The 25,839-nt window shown below is 50.4% G+C and carries 24 protein-coding genes and 1 riboswitch; of the genes, 17 read left to right on the top strand and 7 right to left on the bottom strand.

Features of this window, described 5'->3' with window-relative positions:
* Positions 1-20: 20 nt before the first annotated feature.
* Both PJDR2_RS24205 and PJDR2_RS24200 read left to right on the top strand, forming a co-directional pair.
* Positions 21-1,361 carry a TrkH family potassium uptake protein gene (locus PJDR2_RS24205; RefSeq protein ID WP_015846364.1) on the top strand — a complete coding sequence of 447 codons (1,341 nt, stop codon included), beginning with the start codon at positions 21-23 and terminating at the stop codon, positions 1,359-1,361.
* 17 nt (positions 1,362-1,378) lie between these two features.
* Entirely contained in the window at positions 1,379-2,041 is a 663-nt protein-coding gene (locus PJDR2_RS24200; RefSeq protein WP_015846363.1) for a potassium channel family protein, read from the top strand.
* Positions 2,042-2,388: 347 nt separating this feature from the next.
* Here PJDR2_RS24200 and PJDR2_RS24195 read toward each other — a convergent pair whose 3' ends face one another.
* The gene (locus PJDR2_RS24195) at positions 2,389-3,267 is read right to left on the bottom strand and encodes a LysR family transcriptional regulator (RefSeq protein ID WP_015846361.1); all 879 of its coding nucleotides are present in this window, start codon (positions 3,265-3,267) and stop codon (positions 2,389-2,391) included.
* Positions 3,268-3,575: 308 nt separating this feature from the next.
* On the opposite strand from PJDR2_RS24195, the gene PJDR2_RS24190 reads away from it, so the two are divergent.
* The 3 genes from PJDR2_RS24190 to sdhB are packed head-to-tail and all read left to right on the top strand — an operon-like array spanning position 3,576 to position 6,793.
* Positions 3,576-4,247, top strand: coding sequence for a succinate dehydrogenase cytochrome b558 subunit (locus tag PJDR2_RS24190; protein WP_015846360.1), 672 nt, complete (start codon positions 3,576-3,578; stop codon positions 4,245-4,247).
* A gap of 27 nt (positions 4,248-4,274) precedes the next feature.
* Positions 4,275-6,032 carry a succinate dehydrogenase flavoprotein subunit gene (gene sdhA / locus PJDR2_RS24185; RefSeq protein ID WP_015846359.1) on the top strand — a complete coding sequence of 586 codons (1,758 nt, stop codon included), beginning with the start codon at positions 4,275-4,277 and terminating at the stop codon, positions 6,030-6,032.
* Between the two features lie 2 nt (positions 6,033-6,034).
* Positions 6,035-6,793, top strand: coding sequence for a succinate dehydrogenase iron-sulfur subunit (gene sdhB, locus PJDR2_RS24180; protein ID WP_015846358.1), 759 nt, complete (start codon positions 6,035-6,037; stop codon positions 6,791-6,793).
* A gap of 171 nt (positions 6,794-6,964) precedes the next feature.
* Here sdhB and PJDR2_RS24175 read toward each other — a convergent pair whose 3' ends face one another.
* Positions 6,965-7,273, bottom strand: a complete 309-nt coding sequence (locus PJDR2_RS24175; RefSeq protein ID WP_041613603.1) for a winged helix-turn-helix transcriptional regulator — start codon at positions 7,271-7,273, stop codon at positions 6,965-6,967.
* A 197-nt stretch (positions 7,274-7,470) separates the two neighbouring features.
* Here PJDR2_RS24175 and PJDR2_RS24170 point away from each other — a divergent pair, with 197 nt between their 5' ends.
* Positions 7,471-7,869, top strand: a complete 399-nt coding sequence (locus PJDR2_RS24170; RefSeq protein WP_015846356.1) for a DoxX family protein — start codon at positions 7,471-7,473, stop codon at positions 7,867-7,869.
* A gap of 85 nt (positions 7,870-7,954) precedes the next feature.
* Here the strand turns inward: PJDR2_RS24170 and PJDR2_RS24165 are convergent, their stop codons facing one another.
* From PJDR2_RS24165 to PJDR2_RS24155, 3 genes are all read right to left on the bottom strand, one after another.
* Positions 7,955-8,800, bottom strand: coding sequence for a DMT family transporter (locus PJDR2_RS24165; protein WP_015846355.1), 846 nt, complete (start codon positions 8,798-8,800; stop codon positions 7,955-7,957).
* A 204-nt stretch (positions 8,801-9,004) separates the two neighbouring features.
* Positions 9,005-9,814, bottom strand: coding sequence for a histidinol-phosphatase (locus tag PJDR2_RS24160; RefSeq protein ID WP_015846354.1), 810 nt, complete (start codon positions 9,812-9,814; stop codon positions 9,005-9,007).
* Positions 9,815-9,855: 41 nt separating this feature from the next.
* Positions 9,856-10,758: a LysR family transcriptional regulator gene (locus PJDR2_RS24155; protein ID WP_015846353.1), complete on the bottom strand. Its 903-nt coding sequence runs from the start codon at positions 10,756-10,758 to the stop codon at positions 9,856-9,858.
* 187 nt (positions 10,759-10,945) lie between these two features.
* Between PJDR2_RS24155 and PJDR2_RS24150 the strand changes: the two genes are divergently transcribed.
* Together PJDR2_RS24150 and cysK are read left to right on the top strand one after the other, a co-directional pair.
* On the top strand, positions 10,946-12,262 hold the full coding sequence (locus PJDR2_RS24150) for an MFS transporter (RefSeq protein WP_015846352.1): 1,317 nt from the start codon (positions 10,946-10,948) through the stop codon (positions 12,260-12,262).
* A gap of 62 nt (positions 12,263-12,324) precedes the next feature.
* Positions 12,325-13,260, top strand: a complete 936-nt coding sequence (gene cysK, locus PJDR2_RS24145) for a cysteine synthase A (RefSeq protein ID WP_015846351.1) — start codon at positions 12,325-12,327, stop codon at positions 13,258-13,260.
* A gap of 410 nt (positions 13,261-13,670) precedes the next feature.
* Here the strand turns inward: cysK and corA are convergent, their stop codons facing one another.
* A complete protein-coding gene (gene corA, locus PJDR2_RS24140; protein WP_015846350.1) occupies positions 13,671-14,606 on the bottom strand; it encodes a magnesium/cobalt transporter CorA in 936 nt (311 codons plus the stop codon).
* A gap of 362 nt (positions 14,607-14,968) precedes the next feature.
* Positions 14,969-15,071: riboswitch (SAM riboswitch) on the top strand.
* Positions 15,072-15,174: 103 nt separating this feature from the next.
* Between corA and metA the strand changes: the two genes are divergently transcribed.
* The 5 genes from metA to PJDR2_RS24115 all read left to right on the top strand — a co-directional run bounded on the left by metA (position 15,175) and on the right by PJDR2_RS24115 (position 20,914).
* The gene (gene metA / locus PJDR2_RS24135) at positions 15,175-16,092 is read left to right on the top strand and encodes a homoserine O-acetyltransferase MetA (RefSeq protein ID WP_015846349.1); all 918 of its coding nucleotides are present in this window, start codon (positions 15,175-15,177) and stop codon (positions 16,090-16,092) included.
* A gap of 45 nt (positions 16,093-16,137) precedes the next feature.
* Positions 16,138-17,298: an aminotransferase class I/II-fold pyridoxal phosphate-dependent enzyme gene (locus tag PJDR2_RS24130; RefSeq protein ID WP_015846348.1), complete on the top strand. Its 1,161-nt coding sequence runs from the start codon at positions 16,138-16,140 to the stop codon at positions 17,296-17,298.
* 5 nt (positions 17,299-17,303) lie between these two features.
* A complete protein-coding gene (locus PJDR2_RS24125; protein WP_015846347.1) occupies positions 17,304-18,476 on the top strand; it encodes an aminotransferase class I/II-fold pyridoxal phosphate-dependent enzyme in 1,173 nt (390 codons plus the stop codon).
* Between the two features lie 152 nt (positions 18,477-18,628).
* On the top strand, positions 18,629-19,768 hold the full coding sequence (gene mqnC / locus PJDR2_RS24120; RefSeq protein WP_015846346.1) for a cyclic dehypoxanthinyl futalosine synthase: 1,140 nt from the start codon (positions 18,629-18,631) through the stop codon (positions 19,766-19,768).
* Between the two features lie 126 nt (positions 19,769-19,894).
* Positions 19,895-20,914: an FkbM family methyltransferase gene (locus PJDR2_RS24115; protein WP_015846345.1), complete on the top strand. Its 1,020-nt coding sequence runs from the start codon at positions 19,895-19,897 to the stop codon at positions 20,912-20,914.
* A 388-nt stretch (positions 20,915-21,302) separates the two neighbouring features.
* Here the strand turns inward: PJDR2_RS24115 and PJDR2_RS33285 are convergent, their stop codons facing one another.
* Positions 21,303-21,461 carry a hypothetical protein gene (locus tag PJDR2_RS33285; RefSeq protein ID WP_015846344.1) on the bottom strand — a complete coding sequence of 53 codons (159 nt, stop codon included), beginning with the start codon at positions 21,459-21,461 and terminating at the stop codon, positions 21,303-21,305.
* 73 nt (positions 21,462-21,534) lie between these two features.
* Here PJDR2_RS33285 and PJDR2_RS24110 point away from each other — a divergent pair, with 73 nt between their 5' ends.
* The 4 genes from PJDR2_RS24110 (at position 21,535) to PJDR2_RS33620 (ending at position 25,654) form a co-directional block, all read left to right on the top strand.
* Positions 21,535-22,482: a putative sporulation protein YtxC gene (locus tag PJDR2_RS24110; RefSeq protein ID WP_015846343.1), complete on the top strand. Its 948-nt coding sequence runs from the start codon at positions 21,535-21,537 to the stop codon at positions 22,480-22,482.
* 376 nt (positions 22,483-22,858) lie between these two features.
* Positions 22,859-24,796, top strand: coding sequence for a threonine--tRNA ligase (thrS, locus tag PJDR2_RS24105; protein ID WP_015846342.1), 1,938 nt, complete (start codon positions 22,859-22,861; stop codon positions 24,794-24,796).
* Between the two features lie 60 nt (positions 24,797-24,856).
* Complete coding sequence (locus PJDR2_RS24100; protein WP_015846341.1) at positions 24,857-25,447, top strand: 3D domain-containing protein; 591 nt, start codon at positions 24,857-24,859, stop codon at positions 25,445-25,447.
* 75 nt (positions 25,448-25,522) lie between these two features.
* Positions 25,523-25,654 (top strand): hypothetical protein, encoded by a 132-nt coding sequence (locus tag PJDR2_RS33620; RefSeq protein ID WP_015846340.1) that lies wholly within the window; start codon positions 25,523-25,525, stop codon positions 25,652-25,654.
* The last annotated feature ends 185 nt before the right edge of the window (positions 25,655-25,839 follow it).

Raw genomic sequence — 25,839 nt, 5'->3', positions numbered from 1 at the left:
CCCCTATAAAGGAGAGAAGAATGGCTAAATATTTCAATATTCTGAGATGGTCGCCTCCAAGAATACTTGTCTTTGGGTTTGCGATGATTATCGTCATTGGGGCCGTGCTGCTGTCGATGCCCATCGCCTCAAGCGACGGCTCGCGACTGCCCTTTATTGATGCGTTGTTTACGGCAACCTCGGCAACCTGCGTGACCGGCCTTGTTGTTGTCGATACGGGTACATACTTCTCTACCTTTGGCAAAATCGTCATCCTCTCGCTGATTCAAATTGGCGGATTAGGCTTTATGACCATGTCAACGCTGATTGCTCTTGTGCTGCGCAAGAGGATCTCGCTTAAGGAGAGGCTGATTCTGCAGGAAGCGATGAACCAGACGAGTATGGAGGGCATCGTCCGATTAATCCGCAGGGTTATCTTTTACTCTTTAACGATTGAGCTGGTTGGCGCTGCTTTGTTTGCCATTCGATTTGCCTTCGATATGCCGTTTGGCAGAGCGGCATGGTTTGGACTCTTTCATTCGATATCCTTCTTTAATAACGCGGGCTTTGATATCTTCGGCCATTTCCGCAGCTTAACGATGTATGTAGGCGACCCGCTTGTTAATATCGTGTCAATGCTGCTAATTATTTTTGGCGGATTAGGCTTTGTTGTTATGGCCGATTTGCTGGATTTCCGGAAAAACAAACGGCTCTCGCTACACAGTAAGGTTGTTTTATCGACGACAGGCATTCTGATTGCCGCTGGCGCCCTTGTTATCTTTATTTTCGAGTTTTCGAACAGCAATACGCTTGGATCCCTCCATTGGGGCGAAAAGATCCTGGCTGCCTTCTTCCAGTCCGTTACGCCAAGAACGGCAGGGGCCAATACGCTGGATTATACCCAGCTTCGGCAGGCGACCGTATTCTTTACCGTTATTCTGATGTTTATCGGCGCTTCGCCAGGCTCGACCGGCGGGGGAATCAAGACAACAACCTTTACCACGATGGTCGGGGCGGTTATCGCGATGATCCGCGGGCGGGACGATATCGTTCTTTTCCATTACAGGCTTGGGAAGGACCGGATCTTCAAGGCGCTGACGATTACGATGCTGTCGCTCACGCTGGTGATATTTGTAACGATGCTGCTCTCCACTACGGAAGACCAGCAGTTTCTGAAGATTTTATTCGAAACAACGTCGGCGTTTGGCACCGTTGGCCTCACGATTGGTATTACGCCTGAGTTGACGTTTTTTGGGAAAATGGTCATTGCATTAACGATGTTCGCCGGCCGGCTTGGTCCTCTGACGCTTGCTTACGCGCTTGGACCAAAAACAGAGAGAGAGCTGTACCGGTATCCGGAAGGCAAAATTACGATTGGATAGGGGAATAGGGAGCAAGAATGAAGAACAATCAATTTGTGATCGTAGGTTTGGGGCGGTTTGGCTCTAGTCTTGGTAGAGAGCTCATTAAGCTGGGCTATGAGGTGCTGGGGATCGACCGGGATGAGGAAGCCGTTCAGGAGATGAGCAATGTGCTGACCTATACGGTATCGGCGGATTGCACGGACGAAGAGACGCTGCGATCACTAGGCGTTCGTAATTTTGACTGCGGAGTCGTGGCGATTGGCGATGACATTCAGGCCAGCATACTGACGACTATATTATTGAAGGACTTGGGCGTGAAGCGGGTTGTAGCGAAAGCAATGAGCGAGCTGCATGGTCGTGTGCTGGAGAAAATTGGCGTCGACCGCGTCATCTATCCGGAACGGGATATGGGCATTCGGGTTGCCCATCAGCTTGTCTCCCCGAATCTGCTTGATTATATCGAACTGTCGAAGGAGTATACCATTGCCGAGCTTTCGGTACCCAAATGCCTGAACGGCAAGTCGCTTCAAGATATGAATTTGCGTGCCCGATTCGGATGCAGCATCGTAGCCATTAACAAGCCTTCCGGTATAATTATTGCTCCTACGGCGACAGATGTGGTGACGGAAAAGGACGTTATGGTCGTGATCGGAACAAACGACCAGATTGAACAGTTTGAAGAAACCATAATCAGGTGATGATAAGGACAGTGGGCGCGGTTAGCGTTCATTGTCCTTTTGTTTGTTCGCTGCTGAGGTGGGGAATGGATGGGGCGGGATGGCTCGGCGGGACGGGGTATCTCTTCCGGCCGCTGTTGTCATTCCTTTGCTTTGAATTGGGTTTACATAGGGGTAGCAAAGGAAGTGACAAAGGCGAACGCTGCGCTCCTCCAGAGATACCCCTTTCCCGCATCGCGCCGCACCCATCCATTCCCCCTGCGAGGGAATGATAAAGGACAGTGAAGCGCTAAAAAGCGCTACCACTGTCCTCCCTTGCGGGAGCGAGAAGAGCGAAAGACACAAGAGCGAAAGACACAGAGCGACCCCTACTGACCCAACTCTGAAATCCAACGCCGAACCGCCGGATGTAGATCGGAAGGATCGTTGTGGATAAGACAAGTTGTTCGCTTGGTCTCTTCCAGCTCACGGATTGGGACAACGACAAGCTCGTTGTCGGCTAATAATTGTTTGCGCATATAGGAATGCGGGAGCAAGGTTGCCGCGCGGCAGGTATGAAGGAGACGGACGATAGCCTCGAAGGAGTCGATCTCCATCCGGACATCCGGCTGAAGTTGGTATTTGGCGAATACTTCGTCGGTCAGCTTACGGTACCACGTTCCTTTGGAGAACAAGATCATCGGCAGTCCGTTTAAATCTTCTATTGAAAGAGGCTCCTCGTGCGTAACGGTTACGCTGGTCGGGATAACGAGGAGCAGATGATCGTCAAACAGCGGCACGCAATGAAGCTGGGAGTCTTCAATCATGGAGGCGACGATGGCAATATCCGCTTTATTGTCACGGACAAGCGTGACAATCTCGTGGGTTTTGCCGGTTACGGCCTTGATATCGAATTCCGGATGACTGGCGTTTAGCGTCTTGATGAAATCGGGTAATGTGGTTTGAAGCGTCGTTAAGCTAGCCCCTATCGTAATGGAGGTTCGTCCCGCGGCGGTAAATTCAGCAACGGAGTCCATATAGCGGCGGTGCAGCTTGCGCAGATTGACGGCGTACTCGTAAGTCAATTGTCCGACGCGGGTCAACTCAAGCCGCTTGCCGACGCGTTCGAACAGTTTGGCGCCTATTTCTTCTTCAAGCTTTGCTATTTTGCGGGATAAGGCCGGTTGGGACAAATTAAGCAAGGCAGCTGCTTTATTCATGCTGGAATGCTCCACAATAGCAGCAAACATATGAAATTCTTCGATCATTTTTGGTCTCCTCGATCGCTTATGTGAATTGGTTATAATAAATTATAATAAATATGCAATTCCATTATAAGCTCAAAAGGAGTAGGATTAAAAGAGTGGCATACACGGAACGTTCACAATTTTTAAGCTCCGAAGTTTAATCCTAATACTTTGCGGGGACCCCATGCAATAAAAGTCGAGAAATGAAACTTTCGCAAATGGTGTCGACTTTTGTTGACGGACTTTAAAGCCGGGGGTACAATGTAGAATGGTTTGTCAACAGTAAAAAATGTCATGGAGCGACCACAGTCTGGAAAGGAGAAGTATTAATGAAAGGAAATTCGTACTACTGGCGCAAGCTTCACTCTCTGCTTGGGGTGATTCCGCTGGGTGGATTTATCATCGTGCATGCCCTGGCCAATTTTCAGGCGTATGAGCGTGGGCCTGAAGGCTTCACTAGAGCGGTTAATTTTATTAACGGCCTGCCTATCGTAACACTGCTTGAGATCTTCGGCATCTACCTGCCGATTTTGTTCCACGGTGTTTACGGTTTGTATATGGCTTATCAATCGAACCTCAACTCGGGACGTTTCAAATATGAGCGTAACTGGGCGTTTACGTTGCAGCGTATCACGGGGGTAATCACGTTTATCTTTATTATCTGGCACGTGTTCGAGACTCGCGTGCAGGTAGCGCTTGGCAATGTAACGCATGAAGAGCTTGGTTCGACAATGCATAACATTGCAACAAGCCCTGCTTTGTTCATTCTGTACCTCATCGGTATTCTCGCTGCGGTATTCCACTTCAGCAATGGCCTCTGGGCATTCCTGATCAGCTGGGGTATTACGGTATCTCCGAAAGCCCAACGGGTTTCGGCGAATATCTGCATGGTTATCTTTGTGCTTGTAGCTGCGCTGTTCATCCTGTCCCTGGTAGCATTTATGGGTGACGAGTTCAAGGAAACAGCAAGTGCCGCATTGGCATTGACCAATATCGGTTAGTAGTATTTAGACAAGGAGCGAAACGTTATGGCTAAAAATAAAATTATCGTCGTTGGCGGCGGTCTTGCCGGCCTTATGGCAACCGTTAAAGCGGCGGAAGCGGGCGTGCATGTGGATCTGTTCTCCCTCGTGCCGGTGAAACGTTCCCATTCCGTTTGCGCGCAAGGCGGCATTAACGGCGCTGTAAATACAAAAGGTGAAGGCGACTCCCCATGGGAGCATTTTGACGATACCGTATATGGCGGCGACTTCCTCGCGAATCAGCCTCCGGTAAAAGCAATGTGCGAAGCTGCACCTGGCATTATCCACTTGATGGACCGCATGGGCGTTATGTTCAGCCGTACGCCTGAGGGTCTGCTTGACTTCCGTCGTTTCGGCGGTACGCAATATCACCGTACGGCATTCGCGGGCGCAACAACCGGCCAACAGCTGCTGTACGCATTGGACGAGCAAGTTCGCCGCTGGGAAGCAGCCGGTCTCGTAACGAAATACGAGCATTGGGAATTCCTTGGCTCCGTACTGGATGACGAAGGCATCTGCCGCGGTGTTTCCGCACAAAGCCTGCGTACGATGGAAGTACATACTTTCGTCGGCGACGCCGTTATTCTCGCATCCGGCGGTCCTGGTATCATCTTCGGTAAAACAACGAACTCCGTTATCAATACAGGTACTGCGGCATCTGCCGTATACCAGCAAGGCGTTCATTACGCAAACGGCGAATTTATCCAAATCCATCCAACGGCTATTCCTGGCGACGACAAGCTGCGCCTGATGTCCGAATCGGCTCGCGGCGAAGGCGGCCGAATCTGGACGTACAAAGACGGTAAGCCTTGGTACTTCCTTGAAGAGAAATATCCGGCTTACGGCAACCTGGTTCCGCGCGATATCGCTACTCGCGAGATCTTCAGCGTCTGCGTTGACGACAAGCTTGGCATCAACGGCGAGAACATGGTTTATCTTGACCTGTCGCATAAAGATCCGAAGGAGCTTGACGTTAAGCTTGGCGGTATCATCGAGATTTACGAGAAGTTCATGGGCGACGACCCGCGTAAAATTCCAATGAAAATCTTCCCTGCGGTTCACTACTCGATGGGCGGCATGTGGGTTGACTACAACCAAATGACGAACATCCCTGGTTTGTTCGCAGCAGGCGAATGCGATTACCAATACCACGGCGCGAACCGTCTGGGCGCGAACTCGCTTCTGTCCGCTATCTTTGGCGGTATGGTTGCCGGTCCTAAAGCCGTTGAATACATCAAAGGCCTTAAGAAATCGTCCGAAGACATTTCCTCTTCGGTATTCGACCGCGAGAAGAAACGCCAAGAAGACAAGTACAACAGGATCCTCGGCATGAACGGTACCGAGAATGCTTATGTAATCCACAAAGAGCTTGGCGAGTGGATGACAAACAACATGACGGTTGTACGCTTCAATGACAAGCTGCAGCAAACGATTGACAAGATCAAAGAGCTGAAGCAACGTTACCAAAACATTAATATCAACGATTCGCTCAAATGGAACAACTCCAGCGTAGCGTTCACGCGTCAGCTGTGGAACATGCTTGAGCTGTCCGAAGCGATGACTCTGGGTGCTTTGCTCCGTGACGAAAGCCGCGGCGCGCATTACAAGCCGGACTTCCCGGACCGTAATGACGAGGACTTCCTCAAAACAACAAAAGCAACCTGGACGCCTGAAGGTCCGCAAATCTCGTATGAGGATGTTGATACTTCCCTCATTAAACCGCGTAAACGCGACTATACAGCCAACAAGAAGAAAGGAGAATAACAATGGCTCAAACGACAGCAACGAAAACCGTAAAATTCGTTATTACCCGTCAAGACGGTCCGGACTCCGCACCTTATACCGAAGAGTTTGAGATTCCTTACCGCGCCAACATGAACGTCATCAGCGGCCTGATGGAAATTCAGCGTAATCCGAAAAAATCGGATGGCGGAAACACGGCTCCGGTATGCTGGGAATCCAACTGCCTTGAGGAAGTGTGCGGCGCCTGCTCGATGGTCATCAACGGCAAGCCTCGTCAGGCGTGCAGCGCGCTGATCGATAAGCTGGAGCAGCCGATTCGTCTTGAGCCGATGCGCACATTCCCTGTCGTGCGTGACCTTGTTATTAACCGCGAGCGCATGTTCAACGCGCTGAAACGGGTTAAAGCATGGATTCCGATCGACGGTACGTATGATCTGGGCCCAGGCCCGCGTCTGGCGGAAGAGAAGCGCCAATGGGCTTACGAACTGTCCAAGTGCATGACTTGCGGCGTTTGCATGGAAGCCTGCCCGAACGTAAACGACCGTAACAGCTTTATCGGTCCGCAAGCGATCTCCCAGGTCCGCCTCTTCAACGTTCACCCTACAGGTGAGATGAACAAGGCTGAACGTCTGGAGACGCTGATGGAAGACGGCGGTATCGAAGGTTGCGGCAACTCGCAAAACTGCGTGCGTTCGTGCCCGAAAGGCATTCCGCTTACGACTTCGATCGCTGCAATCAACCGCGATACTACGAAACAATTGTTCAAAAAATGGCTTGGTTAAGAAGGACGCCTTCCGCAGCAGCGGAGGGCTTTTTCTTTGTTTGTATTTGATAATGATAACTATTATCAATATAGTAATGGAGTTAACGATGAAAGTCAACTCATGCAAAAAAGCTGCGCCGGAAGGGATAGTAACATCCCTAGTCCGGCACAGCTTTTTTGTTTGACAGCTTTACATCCAATGCTCGCCCCAGTTTTGAATCGATTCGATTACAGGCTGGAGCTCGCGGCCCTTCGGCGTTAACTCATATTCGATTCGAACAGGCATTTCAGGATAGACAGTTCGTTTCACGATGCTCTGACTCTCTAGTTCCTTCATCCGATCCGTTAACATTTTGTCGCTCATCTCGGGGATCTGCTCTTTAATTTCCTTGAACCGTTTAGGTCCGCCAAGCATAACCCGGATGATAAGCCCTGTCCATTTCTTACCTAGAATGTCGGCCGCAGCTTCATACTTTGGGCACATAGTTGAATAATCCAACGCGATCACCCCTTTTTCTACCTATATTGTAGCATATGTTCTAAGGAAAAGTAAGTTCGTTAGTATAGCCAAATTCGGGTATTTGCTATTTTTTATTTATTTACTTGACTAAAGTAAGTAACATACATTATGATAAGTGCATCAAAGAGAGCGGCCGCTCAACTAACGAGAGAATAGATAAAGGGAGAGGTACTATTATGATGGATACTGGGTTATTGATTATACGGGTTATTATTGGTTTATTGATGATTGGACACGGCACGCAGAAGCTGTTTGGCTGGTTTGGCGGTTATGGTCTGAAAGGTACGGGCGGATGGCTGGAATCGATCGGAATGAAACCTGGCGTTTTAATGGCAGCCGGTGCAGGCTTATCCGAGGTTTTGGGCGGTGTACTGTTCGGAGCGGGACTTTGGGTTGAAGTGGGGGCAGCATTGCTGATCCTTACCATGATTGTTGCGATTGCGAAAGTTCATGGAGCTAACGGCCTCTGGGTTACGCAAAACGGTTATGAGTACAACTTGGTTCTGATTGCTGTTCTTCTTGGCGTAGCCTTCACAGGCGCCGGCGATATCTCGATCGACGCATTACTGAAATAAGTTAAATAAGTCAAATAAGGAAAAGCACCTCAGGTTTCTGCGCGGGCAGACTCCGGGGTGCTTTTTGCGTTGTTAGGCAGGATGGTCAAATCCGGATAATAATAAGTCCGGCGATCGTCAATATAAAAGCGGCCCATTGGGCATGGCTCAGCTTTTCCTTGTAGACGAGAATGGAGCCTGCTGCGACAACAAGGCTATTCGTCGCGAAGATTGGCGCAGCCAGATTGGAGGGGCCGGTCGCTAATGAAACGGCATATAGCTGGAGTCCGCCGTATGAGAATACACCGGCTAGCAGCCCCAGCTTTAAGCCTTCTTGGAATGCTGCACGGTCCGTCGCTTTCCGAAGAGGAAACGCGAACCAGATCAGGGATAACGCGTAACCGATAAATAAAATGGGGGCGCTGGATAGTCCCAGCTCCTCGGTTACTTTTAATCCGGCATTGCGGAAGGTAAAGAACAAGATCGCAGCGGTTACGTACAGGTACCATTTCGATTGCACGGAGGAGGGAACTGCCTGCTTTTTATACGAAATTAATACAACCGCAGCAAGCAGCAATGCGATCCCCGTTGCTTCCGTATAATGCAGCGTCTCACCGTAATATAATGTACCGAGTGCAATAACAAGCACAATATTCATGTTAGTAAGCGGGGACGTTAAGGCAGCGGGGCCATAGTCCAGCGCTTTCATAAATAAAGCATTGCCAAGAGCAGAGCCTGCCCCGATAATGATTCCGGCCAGCCATACCCGGTAATCGCTTAATTGATGGATCGTTCCTTCTACGGCTGCATGAATCCCAAAGCCCGCTGTTCCAGAGGCGTATAGCCCAAACAACATGACCGAGACATGTCCCCGGCGCATTTGGCTTACCTTCATCCACCAGCCTGCCAGTCCAAACAGCACGGCGCTGCCGACTGCGATTGCCAGCCACATCAGATGTCATCTCCTACCTGAATTTGTTACACAATTGAAATAGTTCTGTTACGGTACAAACATATTATTAGGCTATTATAATAAACAAGACCCCCTTTTAATATATCGATTTTGGACCTGTGAGCGCACAGGTCCACTTTTTTTGTCCTGAAAAGTACGCAACAAAAAGGCTTTGCCAGGAAGGCAAAGCCGGGATTTCTTTTATTACAACGGAACGATGATTTGTTGGCGTTTGCGGTAGAATACCCACTTCGAGAAGCCGATTTCCTTCAAGCGCTTGCGCACCAGCTCGAAGTCCTCGCCTATACGGCTTGGTTTATGGGCGTCAGAGCCAAACGTGACATTCACTCCAAAATGAAGCGCTCTCTCGAGAATCGCATCGGAAGGGTACCAGCCGCCAACATCCTTAGTACCGCCGGAAGTGTTGATCTCAATGGCAACGTCGCACTGGGCGATAACACGGAGCGTATCATCAATCACTTCATTAGCCGGAATGTCGGAGAAGGCCGGGTAATAGCCCTTCATCGCATCAATATGGCCTAGTATGTCAAACATGCCGCTGCGGGCGGATTGCTGGATCAGCTCGTAATACGCGACTTTTTCCGAGATCTGCTTCTCATCGGACAAGCCTTTCCAACGGTTGCGGTTAAAGATGCTCACTCCGCTGACCTGATGGACCGAACCAATCAAATAGTCAAAAGGAATATTGCGGTAGGCATCCTGGTAGGTTTCGGCATGCTGCGGGAAGAAATCCGATTCCATGCCAAGGAGCACTTCAATACGGTCTTTATATTTCTCTTTAAGGCGAAGAACCTCGTCTACATAGCTCCGGAAATCGCTTCGGGCCATAGCGATGCCGGGAAAAGGCTGGTCCTGCTCGCTTCCGAAATACGGCGAATGGTCGGAAATACCAATAACCTCAAGGCCTGCATCAAGTGCGGCAATAATGTAATCCTCGATCATGCCGTCGGCGTGGCCGCAACGTTCGTGATGGGTATGCAAGTCGAATTTCATAATGAGCTCCTCCTAAAAACGAAATAATTCGTAAGCATGGTCTACTCGCTGCCAAGAAATGATTGCTCAGGCATGCCTTTTAAGTCGCTTAAAAACTGCTGCATGGCCGTATTTAAATATCTGCCGGATTTATAGACGACTGCTACCGGATGATAGGGTTCAAGCTCCGTCACTTTGATGATTTTGAGCGAGCCAAGCCTTAGTTCATTGGCAATGGACAGCTTGGATACGACGGCAATGCCAAGATTAATCTCGACCATCCGCTTTACTTCCTCACTGCTCGACAGCTCCATAATAATATTCGGCTGGATATTATTTTTCTTGAAGATTTGATCCAGGAAGCGGCGGCCCAACGTGTCAGGCGCAAGCATGATAAAGGGGTAGTCCTTGATCATATCGATCGTAGTATGTGCCACTTGGCTTAATGGATGAGCGGGAGAAGCAACGAGGACAAAGGAATCGTAATATAGAATGGATGAGTCCATGTTCGGATTTTTTTCCGAGATGTAAGTAATGCCCATATCGACGGAGCCGTTCTCTACGCTGGCCAGAACTTGCGAGGATGGCATCGTGTGGATCGTCGTTTTAATAAGCGGGTACTGGTCCTGAAAGTAAGATAATACCCGGGGCAATATCTGAATGGCCATGGATGAGGTAGTTCCAAGTACGATATGGCCTTGAGGTATCGCATTCAAATCGGACAGCTTCTGCTTTAATTCTTCAACAACCGCAAGTATTCTCTCCGCGTGCTCCAGAAAAACTTTTCCGTGGTCGGTCAAGGTAACGGGCTGATTGCGATCGATGAGAACTGTCTTGAATTCTTCCTCCAGCGTCTTGATTTGAGCAGAGACGGCCGGCTGTGTCAAATTCAGCAGCTCGCCGGCTTTGCGGAAGCTCATCGTCTTGGATATGGTGAGGAGCGTTTCAAGCTGGCTAATATTCAATTCAATTCCCCCTCGAACATGATCACTATTTATTATAAAGCAAATGGATGATTACAGCAAAAAAGCGGTCAAGCTTCAAGAATTCTTAAGAAGATGCATTCGAAGCATGAATACCGCAAACGGTTTATGTTAATTTTTTGTATGGCAAATTCATTTTAAGAGGAATAAATGGGGGACCGTCGAACTATTGCTGAAGTATGGCCAATTCCTAAAACTGGGGGCGTTTGTTCTGGATCATAGAGCATTGCGTGGCTGGAAAATGTACGACTGGGCAAACTCCGCCTTTGCCACTACGATGATGGCAGCGGTGCTGCCGGTTTATTATTCCGATGTCGCAGGCGTCCATCTGATAGGCAACCGGGCCGAGACCTACTGGGGTTATACCCAAAGCATTGCGATGCTGCTTGTGGCCGTGTTGTCGCCGATTCTTGGGGCCATTGCCGATTATACGGGCTCCAAGCTGAGGTTTTTGTCCGTATTTATGCTGCTTGGCGTCTTGTCTTGCGTATTTATGGCGTTTGCCGGGGAGGGAGACTGGCTGCTGGCCTCAAGCTTGATGGTGCTGGGATCTATAGGCTTCTCCGGAGGAAATACCTTCTATGACGCGATGCTGGCGGATGGCGTGCCGCAGGAGTTAAGGGACCGCGTAAGCTCGCAGGGCTATGCTTACGGTTATGCCGGAGGCGGCCTGCTGCTGCTTATTAACGTTATCATGATTGAAGGCTGGGATAAGCTGGGCTTCCCGAGCAAAACATTCGCTACCCAAATGGTCTTTATTACGGTGGGGATTTGGTGGCTCCTGTTCTCCATACCGATTCTTCGCTGGGTAAAGGAAACCAGGAAACCAACCGGCCATCTTGGCAAAGGTGAAGTCATTCGGGCTGGTTTTGTCCGGATCGGGAAAACCTTCTCGGTTATTAAGCGATATCCCGAGCTGCTGAAATATATGGCTTCTTTCTGGTTTTTCAACGATGGAATCAATACGGTTATTGTCATGGCAACGATTTACGGAGCGGGTATCGGCATTGAGACAAGCGATCTGATTATCGCGCTTTTAATTACGCAATTTGTCGGGTGGCCGTGCACCATCCTGTTCGGCAGGCTGGCCGGTCGCTTTGGCTCGAAGCGCATGTTGTATTATTCCTTGCTGATCTATGTCCTCATCGTCGGGCTTGGCTTCTTTATGACCAGCGCCATTCATTTCTATGCGCTTGCCATCATGGTTGGCCTTGTCCAGGGCGGAAGCCAGGCGGTGGCCCGTTCGATCTATGCCAATCTGGTGCCTCCTTCGCGAACCGGCGAGTTTTTTGGCTTCTTGGCGCTGTCGAGCAAGTTTTCCTCTTTTGCGGGTCCGTTTGTCTTCTCGGTAGTAGGGACAATTACCGGTTCGAGCCGGGTAGCGATTTTGTCTCTGATTGCCTTTTTCATCATCGGAATCGTTTTGTTGTGGAAAGTAAATTTGGAAAAAGGCGCGCGCGAAGCGGCAGAGGAAGAGATGGCATAAGCAGGCTTCCGGAGCAAATGCTATAATGAAAAGTGATCCAATATAGAAAGGTGCGATGATGAATGCCCAACATTTACAGTAATTTGACGGAGCTGATCGGCAATACACCATTGCTTGAGCTTACTCATTACAATAAGAGTCAGGAGTCGCTTGCGAAGGTTATTGCGAAGCTGGAGTACTTCAATCCGGCTGGCAGCGTAAAGGACAGAATTGGTTTTGCGATGATTAAGGATGCGGAGGAAAAAGGCAAGCTTGCTCCGGGCTCCGTTATTATTGAGCCAACAAGCGGCAACACCGGCATTGCGCTTGCTTTTGCAGCCGCGGCTTTGGGCTACCGGTTAATTATTATTTTGCCGGAGTCGTTCAGTATCGAACGCCGCAAGCTGCTGGAGGCGCTTGGCGCGGAGCTTGTGCTTACGCCGGCATCCGAAGGAATGTCGGGAGCAATCCGCAAAGCCGATGAACTCGCTGCTCAAATCCCGGGTTCCTACATACCGATGCAATTCTCAAACCCTGCGAACCCTGAGATTCATAAAACAACAACCGCAGAGGAAATCTGGCGCGATACCGACGGTCAGGTGGATATCTTTGTTGCCGGCGTAGGTACGGGCGGCACGATCTCCGGCGTAGGCGAACGCTTGAAGGAGCTTAATCCTGCCGTAAAAATTATTGCCGTCGAGCCTTACAGTTCCGCGGTCTTGTCGGGCGGCGAAAGAGGCCCTCACCTGATCCAAGGGATTGGCGCCGGGTTTGTGCCGGACAACTATAACGCGTCTGTCGTGGACGAAATAGTTACGGTCAAAAACGAAGACGCGTACAAGACTTCCCGTATGCTGGCCCGCAGCGAAGGCTTGTTGGTCGGCATCTCTTCCGGCGCTGCGGCATTCGCGGCATCTGAACTGGCGAAACGCCCGGAGAACAAGGGCAAAACGATCGTGGTGCTTCTCCCGGACACGGGCGAACGTTACCTGTCGGCGAATTTGTACGACGAAGCTTAATATGGCACAATAAGACCCCGCGAGGGTCTTATTGTGCTTTAAGGGGGTTGAAGTGGCTGTGATAAGACCCTGCCAGGGTCTTATCGTGCTTATTGTTAAGTCGGGCTCGTGCGCAGCACCTGAGCCCACCTTATCGGCTCCACCCCCAAGAGCCGCCAGGGGTTGTGGGCGGCGGTGCTGGGAGCGCGGGGCGGTCGGGGAGGGGCGCAGGGGTAAGGGGGAGATCTCCATTGAAGAGCGGAGCGTCCGCCTTTGTCTACACTTTGCCACCTTGGAACACTCATTCAGGCAAAGTGTAGACAACAGCGGCTGAAAGGAGATCTCCCCCGTCCCCGAAGCACACCGACCCGACCGCCCCCGCCACAAAGCGGACAGCAAAAAGCCGCCCCAACACCAGGGCGGCTCCCCACTCATAACCATTTTTTCTTCCTAAACACAACAAGCATTCCTACTCCTAACGCGAGCATGATGCCAAGCAGAATGATCGATCCGCCGCGCACATGCATTCCGGGGATAAAGTCGAAGTTCATCCCGTAAATCCCGGTTATAAAGGTCAGCGGCATGAAGATCGTGGTCATCGCGGTAAACACGCGCATGATTTCGTTCGCCCGGGCGGAGATGGTCGACTGATAAGCTTCTCGTAAGTTGCCCATGAGCTCTCGGTACGTATCGAAGGACTCGGCGATCTTCACGGCATTCTCGTAGATGTCGCTGAAGTACTTTTGCAGCTGGTCGTCGATCAGTTTCAAATCCCGCTTGTTCAGCGTGGCGATGAGGTCCTTTTGCGGGCCGAGCACTTTCTTCAGCCACAAAATTTCGCCGCGCAGACCGATGATTTCGTTTAGATGCGTTTTTTTCGTATTCATTAATATATCTTCTTCCAGCATCTCGATCCGGTTGTCGATCCGGTCGCCTACGAGGAAGTAATTGTCGACCACGATGTCGACGAGATGGTATAAGAAATAGTCCGGCCGGTTAACTTCCTGTTCCCACAGAACGGGTTTCAGCGTGCGCAGCTCGTTCAGCTTTTGCTTCGTAATCGTAATAATATAATGACGGCCTAGAAAAATATTCAGCGCACGGAGGAAAATTTCCTCGTCATCGAACCGGATACTGTTAATTACAATAAAATATTGGTTTTCATAAATTTCGATTTTCGGACGCTGCTCTTCTTCGCTCAGGCAGTCTTCGACGGCCAGATCATGCATGCCAAACAGCGGCTGCAGGATAGCGAGGTCTTCCACGTCGGCATCAATCCAATAGAAGCCTTCCGCTGCCGGAACCAGCGTTTCATTAATGTCTTCGATATGGGTAAATAACCCGTTGTTTACATGACGAATTTTCATCCGAGCTTCTCCTCTCTTGTGACGAGCTGCCGGATGAACGGGCAAAAGAACGGACTTAAAACGCAAACGCCCGCTTGAGCAACGATAGATCCGGCAGCTGCCGTATTCGGTTGTTGTCAGGCTTAGGTCGATCGCCTTCCATGTCTGTTTGCACTCCTTTATCCTTTATTCTTCATGAAAAATAGGCTTTTAATCCTTGTCTAGTATACTCCCCCATACACTTTACATTCAAGCGGAAAAATAGGCCGACCGCCTTCAAAAAAAGCCTTCTACAGCATATGTCAATAACGTCCTTGACGCGAATGGCAGAATCCATTAAAGTTAACAATAGAATTGGATTTCGACAACCGAATAGAACCACTTTCTTATCAAGAGCAGGCGGAGGGACTAGCCCGATGAAGCCCGGCAACCGGCGTAAGCACGGTGCTAATTCTTGCGGAAACATTAGTTTCTGAGAGATGAGGGAGGCGAGAGCTCTTTTTTTGATGAGCGCACGACCTTTTCTCACGGCAGAAAGGGTCTTTTTTGCGTTGAGAAGGCCGATATCGAAGCAAAGGAGTGAATCGCAATGCCGATTAAAGTACCTGATTCTTTACCAGCCAAAGAGATTTTGAACAATGAGAACATTTTCGTTATGGATGAAAGCACCGCTTTCCATCAAGACATCCGTCCATTACGGATTGCCATTTTGAACTTGATGCCGACCAAGGAAACGACGGAAACGCAGCTTCTTCGCCTGATTGGCAATACGCCGCTGCAGGTGGAGATTGTACTGCTGCATCCGAAGACCCATACGTCCAAAAACACGTCGCACGAGCATCTGGAATCGTTCTACAAAACTTTCGATGACATTAAGGACCAGTATTATGACGGTCTTGTTATTACTGGCGCTCCGGTCGAGCATCTGAACTTCGAGGACGTGAATTATTGGGAAGAGCTGAAGGACATTATGGATTGGAGCAGGCGTCAGGTGACTTCGACCTTCCATATTTGTTGGGCCTCGCAGGCCGGCTTGTACCACCACTACGGCGTACCGAAATACGAACTGGACAAAAAGATCTTCGGGGTGTTCCCGCATACAACCGAGAAGCAGAACGTCAATCTGCTCCGCGGCTTTGACGAAATGTTCTTTGTCCCTCAGTCCCGCCATACCGAAGTTCGCCGCGAGGATATCGAGAATATCGGGGATCTGGATATTTTGTCCGAGTCCGAAGATTCCGGCGTATATATTGTAGCTTCCAAGGACGGCAGACAAATTTTCGTCAGCGGGCATTCGGAATACGATCCGCTATCGCTGAAATACGAGTATGACCGGGATAAAGCAAAAGGGCTGGAGATTGAGCTTCCGAAGAACTATTTCCCGGGAGATAATCCGGAAAAACTCCCTTATTCGACATGGCGCTCCCATGCGAACTTGCTGTTCTCGAACTGGTTGAACTATTATGTATACCAACAAACGCCTTATGATTTGGGCGCCGGTATCTAAATAATAAATTAGACATGACGAAGACGAAGGAGACGGACGAACTTTATGAAAATTGAAAGTCATCTTGCGCATATCGGTTCCGAGAAGGAGCCTGTAACGGGTGCGGTAAGCTTCCCGATTTATCAAGCAACGGCGTTCCGCCATCCTAAGCTTGGCCAAAGCACTGGCTTTGATTATGCCCGCACCAAAAGTCCGACGCGTACCGTTCTGGAAGAAGCGGCGGCTCAGCTCGAATCCGGTGACGCAGGGTTTGCCTGTAGTTCCGGTATGGCCGCTCTGACAACGATCTTCGCTTTGTTCAGCCAAGGCGACCATCTGATCGTCTCGCTTGATTTGTATGGCGGCACATACCGTTTGCTTGAAAAAATCATGTCCAGATACGGCGTTACGGCTTCGTATGTAGATACCAACGATCTTGACGGCATGTCCGAGCTGCTCCAGCCCAATACGAAGGCGGTTCTGATCGAGACGCCAACGAATCCGCTGATGATGATTACCGACCTGGAGCGGGTATCCGCTTGGGCGAAGTCCAAAGGACTTCTTACTATTGTAGATAATACGCTGCTTACTCCGTTCTTCCAGCGTCCTATTGAGCTTGGCGCGGACATCGTAGTCCACAGCGCAACCAAATATTTGGGCGGTCACAATGACGTGCTTGCCGGTCTGATCGTAACGAAAGGCAAAGAGCTCTCCGAGCAAATAGCTTTCCTGCACAACTCGCTTGGCGCCGTTCTTGGACCGCAGGACTCCTGGCTTCTGATGCGCGGCATGAAGACGCTGGCGCTTCGCATGGAACGCCATCAGCTCAACGCAACGGCTATTGCGAATTTTCTGCTGGAGCACGAGGCGATTGAGGATGTCTATTATCCCGCGCTTCCACACCATCCGGGTCATGATGTGCAGAACAAGCAATCTTCGGGCAATACCGGCATTTTCTCCTTCCGTCTGAAGGATGCCCGTTACGTAGAGCCAATCCTCCGTCATATCCAGCTGATCGCGTTTGCGGAAAGCCTTGGCGGCGTAGAGTCGCTTATGACATATCCGGCTGTTCAGACGCATGCGGATATTCCGGCGGAAATTCGTCAGAAGATCGGCGTCGACGACCGTCTCCTTCGTTTCTCGGTAGGAATCGAGCATGCCGATGATTTGATTGCCGATCTCGATCAGGCTTTAGCTGCGGCAAAACGCGAAATCGAGGGGGCTTAAATGTCATGAGCGACAGACATAATCCCGAAAAAATCGCCGGACGCAGCTTTGCGACAAAGCTGCTTCATTTCGGCGCCGAAATTGATGAACAAACCGGCGCATCCAGTGCGCCGATTTTCCAAGCGTCAACCTTCCATCAGGCGGATATTCAAAATCCGCCGCATCATGATTACAGCCGTTCGGGCAACCCGACCCGCGAAGCGCTCGAAAACTATATCGCTTTGCTGGAAGGCGGTACCCGCGGTTTCGCTTTCGCTTCCGGCATGGCGGCGATCTCGACGGCGTTTATGCTGCTGTCCGCAGGCGATCATGTGATCGTAACGGAGGACGTGTACGGCGGTACATACCGTTTGCTTACGGCTGTGCTGACCCGTTTCAATATTGAAACCACGTTTGTGGACATGACGGATTTCGATCAGGTGAAAGACGCGATTAAACCGAACACGAAAGCCGTGTTTATGGAGACGCCGTCCAACCCTACGCTCAAGATCACGGACATCGCGCGGGTAACGGGCTGGGCAAAAGAAAACGGCCTCCTGACAATGCTCGACAATACGTTTATGACGCCTTACCACCAGCGTCCGTTTGAGCTTGGCGTAGACATTGTGCTTCATAGCGCTACGAAGTTCCTGAGCGGTCATAGCGACGTGCTGGCTGGACTGGCCGTAACAAATGACGAAGCGCTCGGACGCCGGCTGTATCAGCTTCAGAACGGCCTTGGCGCGGTTCTGAGCGCTCACGAGAGCTGGCTGCTGATGCGCGGTATGAAGACGCTGCAAGCCCGCATGGAGCATAGCGAACGAAGTGCCCGCAGATTGGCGGAATGGCTGAATGATCATCCGGCGGTTACGAGAGTGTTCTACCCCGGTCTTGAAGATCATCCGGGCCGTGACATTCACGAGAAGCAATCGAAGGGCTACGGAGCTGTTGTGTCCTTCGACGTAGGCAGCGGCGAGAGCGCTGCGTCGCTTCTAAGCCGCGTTCAGCTGCCGCTCGTTGCGGTTAGCCTTGGCGCGGTGGAAAGTATTTTATCTTACCCGGCCAAAATGTCGCATGCGGCAATGCCGAGAGAAGTTCGCTACGAGCGGGGAATTACGGACGGTCTCGTTCGTTACTCGGTAGGACTCGAAGATATCGAGGATCTGATCGCGGATCTGGACGCAGCCCTGCGCGGATAATTTTGTTCAAAATAAGCGAAAAATGCGGCTGTCGCGTGCGACAGACCGTGTTTTTTCGTTTTTCCGTAACATACGAAAGATGACGGACAAGAACGAGATATGATAGGATTAGTTGATAGCTATTAAGAACGGAAAGATAAGGAGGTCTTGCGATGTCTACGTTGGACCAGATTTTGGATAAAGCGCTGCTCGGCGAACGGATTACGTTTGACGAATGCGTAACGCTGCTTGAATCCGATGAAATTGAAAAAATGGGCGAGGTTGCGAATCAGCTGATGCTGAGACGCCATCCCGAACCGATTACGACATTTGTCGTGGGCCGGAACGTCAACTATACAAATATTTGCGATGTCTATTGCCGGTTCTGCGCATTTTACCGCGCGCCGGGTTCGAATGAGGGTTATGTCCTCTCGAACGAAACGATACTTAATAAAATTCAGGAAACCATCGATGTAGGCGGTACGGAGATTCTGATGCAGGGCGGTACCAACCCGAACCTGCCGTTCTCCTATTACACGGACCTGCTTCGCGAGATTAAGCAGCACTTCCCGGACATTACGATGCATTCCTTCTCGCCTGCCGAAATTCAGAAGATGAAGGAAGTATCGGAAGGGCTGTCGCTCGACGAGGTGATCCGCCAGCTGAACGAAGCCGGCCTTGATTCGTTGCCGGGCGGCGGCGCCGAGATCCTTGATGACCGCACCCGCCGCAAAATCAGCCGTTTGAAGGGTTCTTGGACCGATTGGATGGACGTGATGAAATCTGCGCACCGTCATGGCATGAACACCACGGCAACGATGGTATACGGCTTTGGCGAGACCGCGGAAGAGCGTGCGCTTCACCTGCTCCGCATTCGCGACGCGCAGGATGAGTGTATCGCTAACGCTTATGATTCGAAAGGCTTCCTTGCGTTTATCTGCTGGCCGTTCCAGCCGGATAACACGAATATGAAGAAAGTCGAGAAGTCGAAGCCGGAAGAATATCTGAAGATGGTTGCGGTCAGCCGCATCATGCTCGACAATATTGATAACTTCCAGTCTTCCTGGGTGACCATGGGGCCGGAAATCGGCAAGCAGTCGCTTTCGTACGGCTGTAATGACTTCGGCAGCACGATGATCGAGGAAAACGTCGTATCTGCCGCGGGCACCACGCATAAAGTTAACATCGAACTTATTCTTCAGCTTATCCGCGAGTCCGGCAAAATCCCGGCACAACGCGATACGAAATACAATACGCTCAAGATGTACGATGACAACGAGCACGCTTCGAAAGACTTTGTAATGCAGAACTAATAAAGATGTAAGCATCCGGTCCCGCTTAATGGGGCTTGGATGCTTTTTTTATTTCGGGCATGAAATGAGGTTGATGTCACATATTCTTTTCCATGAACAAGACATGTGAAGAAGGATGTGTAGAGGATGGACCAGCAGAAACTAATAGCCGCGATCAAGCAGATGGAGATCAGTCTTCACCGTGAAGGTATCAATATGCGGGAAGAAATAACGGCCCCCATACTGGATGCTATCTTTGACGAAAATACGATTCTGAGGAAGAAGATCGCATGCGGCCTAACTTTTGATTTCTACTACCGGACCAAAATAGCGCGTGACTTTCTGCTGGCCGAACCGGATTGTCCCGATCATGTATGGGAGCCGCAGACGACCAAGCTGCTGAAGATTTTCTCCCGAGAGGTTAAGGAAGTGCTGATTGGCGGAGCTTATTTTGGCGATCAGGCGCTGATCGTTGCGAAGGAGATGTTGCCGTTGGGCGGGACCGTGCATTGCTTTGAGCCCAACAAGGACCAGTTCTACATGCTGCAGCATAATGCGGAGCTGAACGGTCTGGATAATATACGCGCGTGGCAACTTGGCTTATGGAAAGACGAACAAGCCAGAATGAAGCTGATCGGAGAGGATTCCTTCGCCCATGCGGAGCTGGTAACGGACCATGCCGGCAGCGAGAATGCCGAGGTCTTCCCTACCGTTTCCATTGATACATACGTGAAGCATCAGCAGATTGGCAGCCTGGATCTGATTCTGCTTGATATCGAAGGGCTGGAGCATACCGTTCTTCAAGGCGCCGAGAGTCAATTGAATTTGACTCCGGATCATGCCCCCAATATCATCTTCGAGGTTCACCGCAACTACGTCGACTGGAGCAATGGGCTTGATCAAAGCGACATCGTCCAGTACCTGCAATCCTTCGGCTACCATATCTATGCCTTGCGCGATTACAACACCAACATAGATATGACCGGCAAGCCGGTGGAAATTATTCCTCCGGACCGGGTTTATCTCGAAGGTCCTCCGCATGGCTTTAATATGATCGCTGTCAAAAATCTTTCCATTCTTGATGATCCCGAGATCAAGCTGTGCTACGACGTCAGCCCCAAGCTGCTGACCCATAAAAAAACTTATCTCCATCAGCCAACGGAGTAACGCCATCGACTGCGCTACGTTGGATTACCTCCAATCAATAAAGCATTGCAAAGCCGATTAGGCTCTCTACGTTGGATTCGCTCCAGTATAATGTGCCAATTTAAGTCTTTTTCCGGAAAAATCGAAAACTACGCTGGACGGAATCCAACGTAAACTCAAAATGAGCCTGTTAATGGCCTTTTTCATTGGACTATCTCCAACGTAGCCTAATGGGGGCTAGATAAAATTGCTGCCCGAGGAAACCGGGCTGTACATCAGAGCCTCACCCCACCAGGAGTGGTGTAGTGAGGCTTGGTTTGTGAAGAGTTGGCTGGCGTGAGCGGAGCGAAAGTAACGTACTGGAGAAACGTAGTTTATGCTTCCGATGCAGCTTTCTTGCAGAAAGCTTTTAGTGCGCCTTTGTTCCCCGGATTTCAACCGCATCGCGGCTTGAATCGAAGAAATCCGGGAACAACAGCGATCGTAAGGACGTTACTTTCGCGCGGTGAAATCCCAGCCTAGCCAGCGCCAATAAGAAGCCAGCACAACCAACGCCACTCCCCATCATCTCCCACCACTCCTTTCGTATATACCCAACCCCCCAGCCATATACTTATAAGGGGAATGAAAGGGGTGAGCTCATGGAGCTGTTTACCGTAACGCTGCCTTCGAACATGGAGCAATCCGCTGCCCGTTTAGCGGCGTTGATGGCGGAATACACTACCAATGATCTACATATCGCACACATCGAAGAAGAAGCTATACAGTACACGCTGCTTTCCGATAAGGAAATTAGCTGCCAAGCGATCCTGCCGTATTTTCAGCTGGCTGACCATAGCCAATCGGTGTTTCAAGCCGCTTCCAAAGCGCTTGCCGAATTCATCGTAACCGATATGGAACCGCTCATACTGGCAGCCATCATTCGGAGAAAATACAGGAACAACCATGCCATCGATGCACCTGTCATCGAAAAATATTGCCACGAGCTGCTACATGGAACCGAATGGGACGGTCTCGGAACGAGATTTCTGGATGCGGACCGGCAGCGACGCAAAACGAAGGTAGCCGATGAGATTGACCGTTATCTGCAGGAGAACTCGGTTTTGCATATGGATGGATTAACGTCTTTCCGGCTGCTGCCCTACCGGACGGAACTAGCCGAAATTGTAGACTATGCTTTGGACGAATATGTGCTGGATAAACAGTACCAGGAGTTTATTTCGCTGCTGAAATATTTTGTGGGCTTACAGGAATCCAAGGTACCGATTGTCCATCTCGTGCATAAAGGGAGTCATGATTTTGTCCTTTTTAACGAGAAATTTCAGCCTTTTGAACCGAAGCCCCACTCGGACAAGTTAGTGGCCGAGATGCTGGAGACTGAGATGAATATCGAAGATATGGTCATCAGTTCGCTGATTGCCGTCTCGCCTAAGCATATTATGATTCACACGAGACAGGATGATATGCAGGTCATCCGGACGATCGAGACGATTTTTGACAACCGCGTATCGGTTTGCACCCAATGTCCGGCTTGCAGTCCATGCTTTGAAGGAAATGGAACAATCCAGCCTGATAGCCGCATCTATTGACCAATGGGGGACAAAGCGGTTATAATTTGCTCATAACTATGCAAAAAGCAATGACAAAGCCATGTATTTGCCCCGTAATGTCGGCTCAGAGAGAGGAAACTCGGCTGCAATTTCCTTCATGACATCAGCAAATATACCTCTTTGTAGCTGTGCCGTTGAACGTGGATTACGATGAATAAGCCACTATTAAGCTGCACCGGATGTCTCCGTTATCAGATCAATACAAGGATTGCCCTCATATGTCTGGTTTCAGATGCAAGAGAGCGGTCGAAGTAGGGTGGAACCACGGGTAATCAAGCACTCGTCCCTTTGCGGGATGCGTGCTTTTTTTGCGTTCATCCCGCCTGCTATGCCAACTTTCTCAGGAGGGAAATCCATGTCTATCCAAGTTACTTTTCCAGACGGCGCGGTTCGCGAATATGCGGCTGGAACAACAATCGAAGAAGTAGCCGGCTCGATTAGCCCGGGTCTACGCAAGAATGCAATCGCAGGTAAAATCAACGGCAAGGTCGTTGACGTGTACTCGCCAATCGAATCCGATGCGGCAATCGAGATCGTTACCGTTGAATCGGCCGACGGTCTTGAAGTGTACCGTCACAGTACGGCCCATCTGATGGCTCAAGCCATCAAACGCCTTTATGGCAACGCAAACGTGAAGCTTGGTATCGGTCCGGTGATCGAGGACGGCTTCTATTACGATATCGATATGGAACAGTCGCTGACTCCGGAAGACTTGACCAAGATCGAAAAAGAAATGCAGCGCATCGTTAACGAGAACCTCGACATTCGTCGCCGTGTTGTTAGCCGTGATGAAGCGCTCGCGATTTTCACCGAGCTTGACGACAACCTGAAGCTTGAACTGATCCGCGACCTGCCTGAGGATTCGGTTATTACGATGTATGACCAAGGCGAATTCTTTGACCTTTGCCGCGGACCGCATCTGCCATCCACTGGCCGAATCAAAGCCTTCAAACTTCTTAGCGTAGCGGGTGCTTACTGGCGCGGCGACTCGAAGAACAAGATGCTGCAGCGTATTTACGGAACAGCTTTCGCGAAGAAAGCCGAGCTGGACGAGCATCTGCACTTCCTGGAAGAAGCGAAGAAGCGCGACCACCGCAAGCTCGGCAAAGAGCTGAAAATGTTCACGTTCTCCCGCGAGGTTGGTCAAGGCCTGCCGCTGTGGCTGCCAAACGGTGCAAAGGTTCGCCGCACGCTGGAGCGTTATATCGTTGACCTCGAAGAGCGTCTTGGCTACGAGCATGTTTATACGCCGGTTCTTGCCAACGTGGAACTTTACAAAATCTCAGGTCACTGGGAGCATTACAGCGAAGACATGTTCCCAGTGATGGCGCTGGATAACGAAGAGCTTGTTCTTCGTCCGATGAACTGCCCGCATCACATGATGGTCTATAAGAGCGACATGAGAAGCTACCGCGATCTTCCGGTCCGTATTGCCGAGATGGGTACGATGCACCGCTATGAGATGTCCGGCGCTTTGACAGGCTTGCACCGCGTACGCGCGATGACGCTGAATGACGCGCATATCTTCTGCCGTCCGGATCAGATCAAAGAAGAATTCGCACGCGTTGTTAACCTGATCCGTAAAGTCTATGAGGACTTCGGCATCAAGGAATACCGTTTCCGCTTGTCGTACCGTGATCCGCAGGATACAGAGAAGTACTTCCAGAACGACGAGATGTGGGAAATGTCGCAGCGTATGCTGCGCGAGGTAGTCGAAGAGCTTGGCCTGCCATTCTTCGAGGCAGAAGGCGAAGCGGCGTTCTACGGTCCTAAGCTTGACGTTCAGATCAAGACAGCGCTTGGCAAAGAAGAGACTTTGTCGACTGCTCAGCTCGACTTCCTGCTGCCTGACCGTTTCGAGCTTGAATACATCGGAGAGGACGGCAAAAAGCATCGTCCGGTCGTTATTCACCGCGGGATCATCAGTACAATGGAACGGATGACCGCCTTCCTGCTCGAGAACTTTGCGGGCGCATTGCCGCTGTGGCTGTCGCCGGTTCAAGCTAAGGTTATTCCGGTATCCACTGCTTACGAAGCTTACGCGCGTGAAGTGGAAGAGAAGCTGCAACTGGCTGGTATCCGCGTAGAGAGCGATCTGCGCAACGAAAAGCTGGGCTACAAGATCCGTGAAGCACAGCTCGAGAAGCTGCCATACATGCTTGTTGTAGGCGAGAACGAAGCGCAATCGGGCTCCGTATCGGTACGTAAGCGCGGCGAAGGCGATATCGGCGCTAAGCCTGTAGCAGAGCTGGTAGAGCTGCTGCAAAATGAAATCGCGACTAAAACAATCTAAGTCTCATGCATAAAGCTTGGACCGTTTGGGAAATATTCTTCTGAGGAGGAAGCTGCCCAAATGGTCACAAGCTTTTTTACTTGTACAAAAACAATTTCAAGCCTGGCGATAGCCGCCGTGCTGACAGGAGGAGTTGCTGCTCCAAGCCTTGCAGCGGCACCCGCAGCCAAGCAAGAAATTCATGAAGGAACAAAGAAGAACAAGGATGGCAATGCAGCGGTTGAAGCCATTGCAGAGCAGGCCCTATCAACCGTTCAGGTCGTAGCCACCGGTTATACGGCCGGTTATGAGTCAACCGGCAAGCGTCCGGGTCATCCCCAATACGGAATCACTTATTCCGGAGTAAAAGTCAGAAGGGGGCAAGTGTCGACCGTCGCGGCGGATACGAGGCTATTCCCGATTGGTACGCTGCTCTATATCCCGGGCTATGGCTACGGCGTAGTAGCGGATACCGGTTCGGCCATCAAAGGCCACAGGCTCGACTTATACTTTGAGACGATAAAAGATGTATATAAGCAGTGGGGGAAAAGAACGGTGGATGTCCAGGTGCTTCGCAAAGGCAACGGCAAGCTGTCCCAGTCCTGGCTTAACCAGATTAACCGCGCGGTAGAAGCCGGAAAACCGATCCCCCAGACCTATCTAGAGTCATGATCCCCGTGTTCCGTACCTGCATAATAAGCCTTCACACAGCCATACTAAGGTTGGACGGGGAGGTGAATGACTATCATGGCTAAAAATAAAAACAACAAAGCTCAAAACAACAAGTACAATGCTGAATTCGCTGAAGAATTCAACCAAAACCAAAACGCTACAGCTGGTAAAACAGCTAACCAAGCAACTCAAAAAGCACAGAAGTAACTACTTAAACCAATCAACAGAGGAACCGTCCCTGGTTCCTCTTTTTTCAATGACCCGAATAGCAATGCGTTCCGCAAGGGCAACGATAATCGTTTTTGATTTGAAAATATTGTTTTTGTCAAATTTTCTAATGTTACATAAATTCAGTTTTCAAGAACGAATCTTTGTTGTATGATTAGGTATGT

The sequence above is a fragment of the Paenibacillus sp. JDR-2 genome, assembly GCF_000023585.1.
Classification (GTDB): Bacteria; Bacillota; Bacilli; order Paenibacillales; family Paenibacillaceae; genus Pristimantibacillus.
Note: the sequence above shows the minus strand (reverse complement) of the source record. Positions and strands in the feature narration are given on the sequence as shown.

Coding starts and splice junctions, on each gene's coding strand:
- PJDR2_RS24205 (WP_015846364.1), top strand. CDS start 21: ATGGCTAAATATTTCAATATTCTGAGATGGTCGCCTCCAAGAATACTT.
- PJDR2_RS24200 (WP_015846363.1), top strand. CDS start 1,379: ATGAAGAACAATCAATTTGTGATCGTAGGTTTGGGGCGGTTTGGCTCT.
- PJDR2_RS24195 (WP_015846361.1), bottom strand. CDS start 3,267: ATGATCGAAGAATTTCATATGTTTGCTGCTATTGTGGAGCATTCCAGC.
- PJDR2_RS24190 (WP_015846360.1), top strand. CDS start 3,576: ATGAAAGGAAATTCGTACTACTGGCGCAAGCTTCACTCTCTGCTTGGG.
- sdhA (WP_015846359.1), top strand. CDS start 4,275: ATGGCTAAAAATAAAATTATCGTCGTTGGCGGCGGTCTTGCCGGCCTT.
- sdhB (WP_015846358.1), top strand. CDS start 6,035: ATGGCTCAAACGACAGCAACGAAAACCGTAAAATTCGTTATTACCCGT.
- PJDR2_RS24170 (WP_015846356.1), top strand. CDS start 7,471: ATGATGGATACTGGGTTATTGATTATACGGGTTATTATTGGTTTATTG.
- PJDR2_RS24165 (WP_015846355.1), bottom strand. CDS start 8,800: ATGTGGCTGGCAATCGCAGTCGGCAGCGCCGTGCTGTTTGGACTGGCA.
- PJDR2_RS24160 (WP_015846354.1), bottom strand. CDS start 9,814: ATGAAATTCGACTTGCATACCCATCACGAACGTTGCGGCCACGCCGAC.
- cysK (WP_015846351.1), top strand. CDS start 12,325: ATGCCCAACATTTACAGTAATTTGACGGAGCTGATCGGCAATACACCA.
- corA (WP_015846350.1), bottom strand. CDS start 14,606: ATGAAAATTCGTCATGTAAACAACGGGTTATTTACCCATATCGAAGAC.
- metA (WP_015846349.1), top strand. CDS start 15,175: ATGCCGATTAAAGTACCTGATTCTTTACCAGCCAAAGAGATTTTGAAC.
- PJDR2_RS24130 (WP_015846348.1), top strand. CDS start 16,138: ATGAAAATTGAAAGTCATCTTGCGCATATCGGTTCCGAGAAGGAGCCT.
- PJDR2_RS24125 (WP_015846347.1), top strand. CDS start 17,304: ATGAGCGACAGACATAATCCCGAAAAAATCGCCGGACGCAGCTTTGCG.
- mqnC (WP_015846346.1), top strand. CDS start 18,629: ATGTCTACGTTGGACCAGATTTTGGATAAAGCGCTGCTCGGCGAACGG.
- PJDR2_RS24115 (WP_015846345.1), top strand. CDS start 19,895: ATGGACCAGCAGAAACTAATAGCCGCGATCAAGCAGATGGAGATCAGT.
- PJDR2_RS33285 (WP_015846344.1), bottom strand. CDS start 21,461: ATGATGGGGAGTGGCGTTGGTTGTGCTGGCTTCTTATTGGCGCTGGCT.
- PJDR2_RS24110 (WP_015846343.1), top strand. CDS start 21,535: ATGGAGCTGTTTACCGTAACGCTGCCTTCGAACATGGAGCAATCCGCT.
- thrS (WP_015846342.1), top strand. CDS start 22,859: ATGTCTATCCAAGTTACTTTTCCAGACGGCGCGGTTCGCGAATATGCG.
- PJDR2_RS24100 (WP_015846341.1), top strand. CDS start 24,857: ATGGTCACAAGCTTTTTTACTTGTACAAAAACAATTTCAAGCCTGGCG.
- PJDR2_RS33620 (WP_015846340.1), top strand. CDS start 25,523: ATGGCTAAAAATAAAAACAACAAAGCTCAAAACAACAAGTACAATGCT.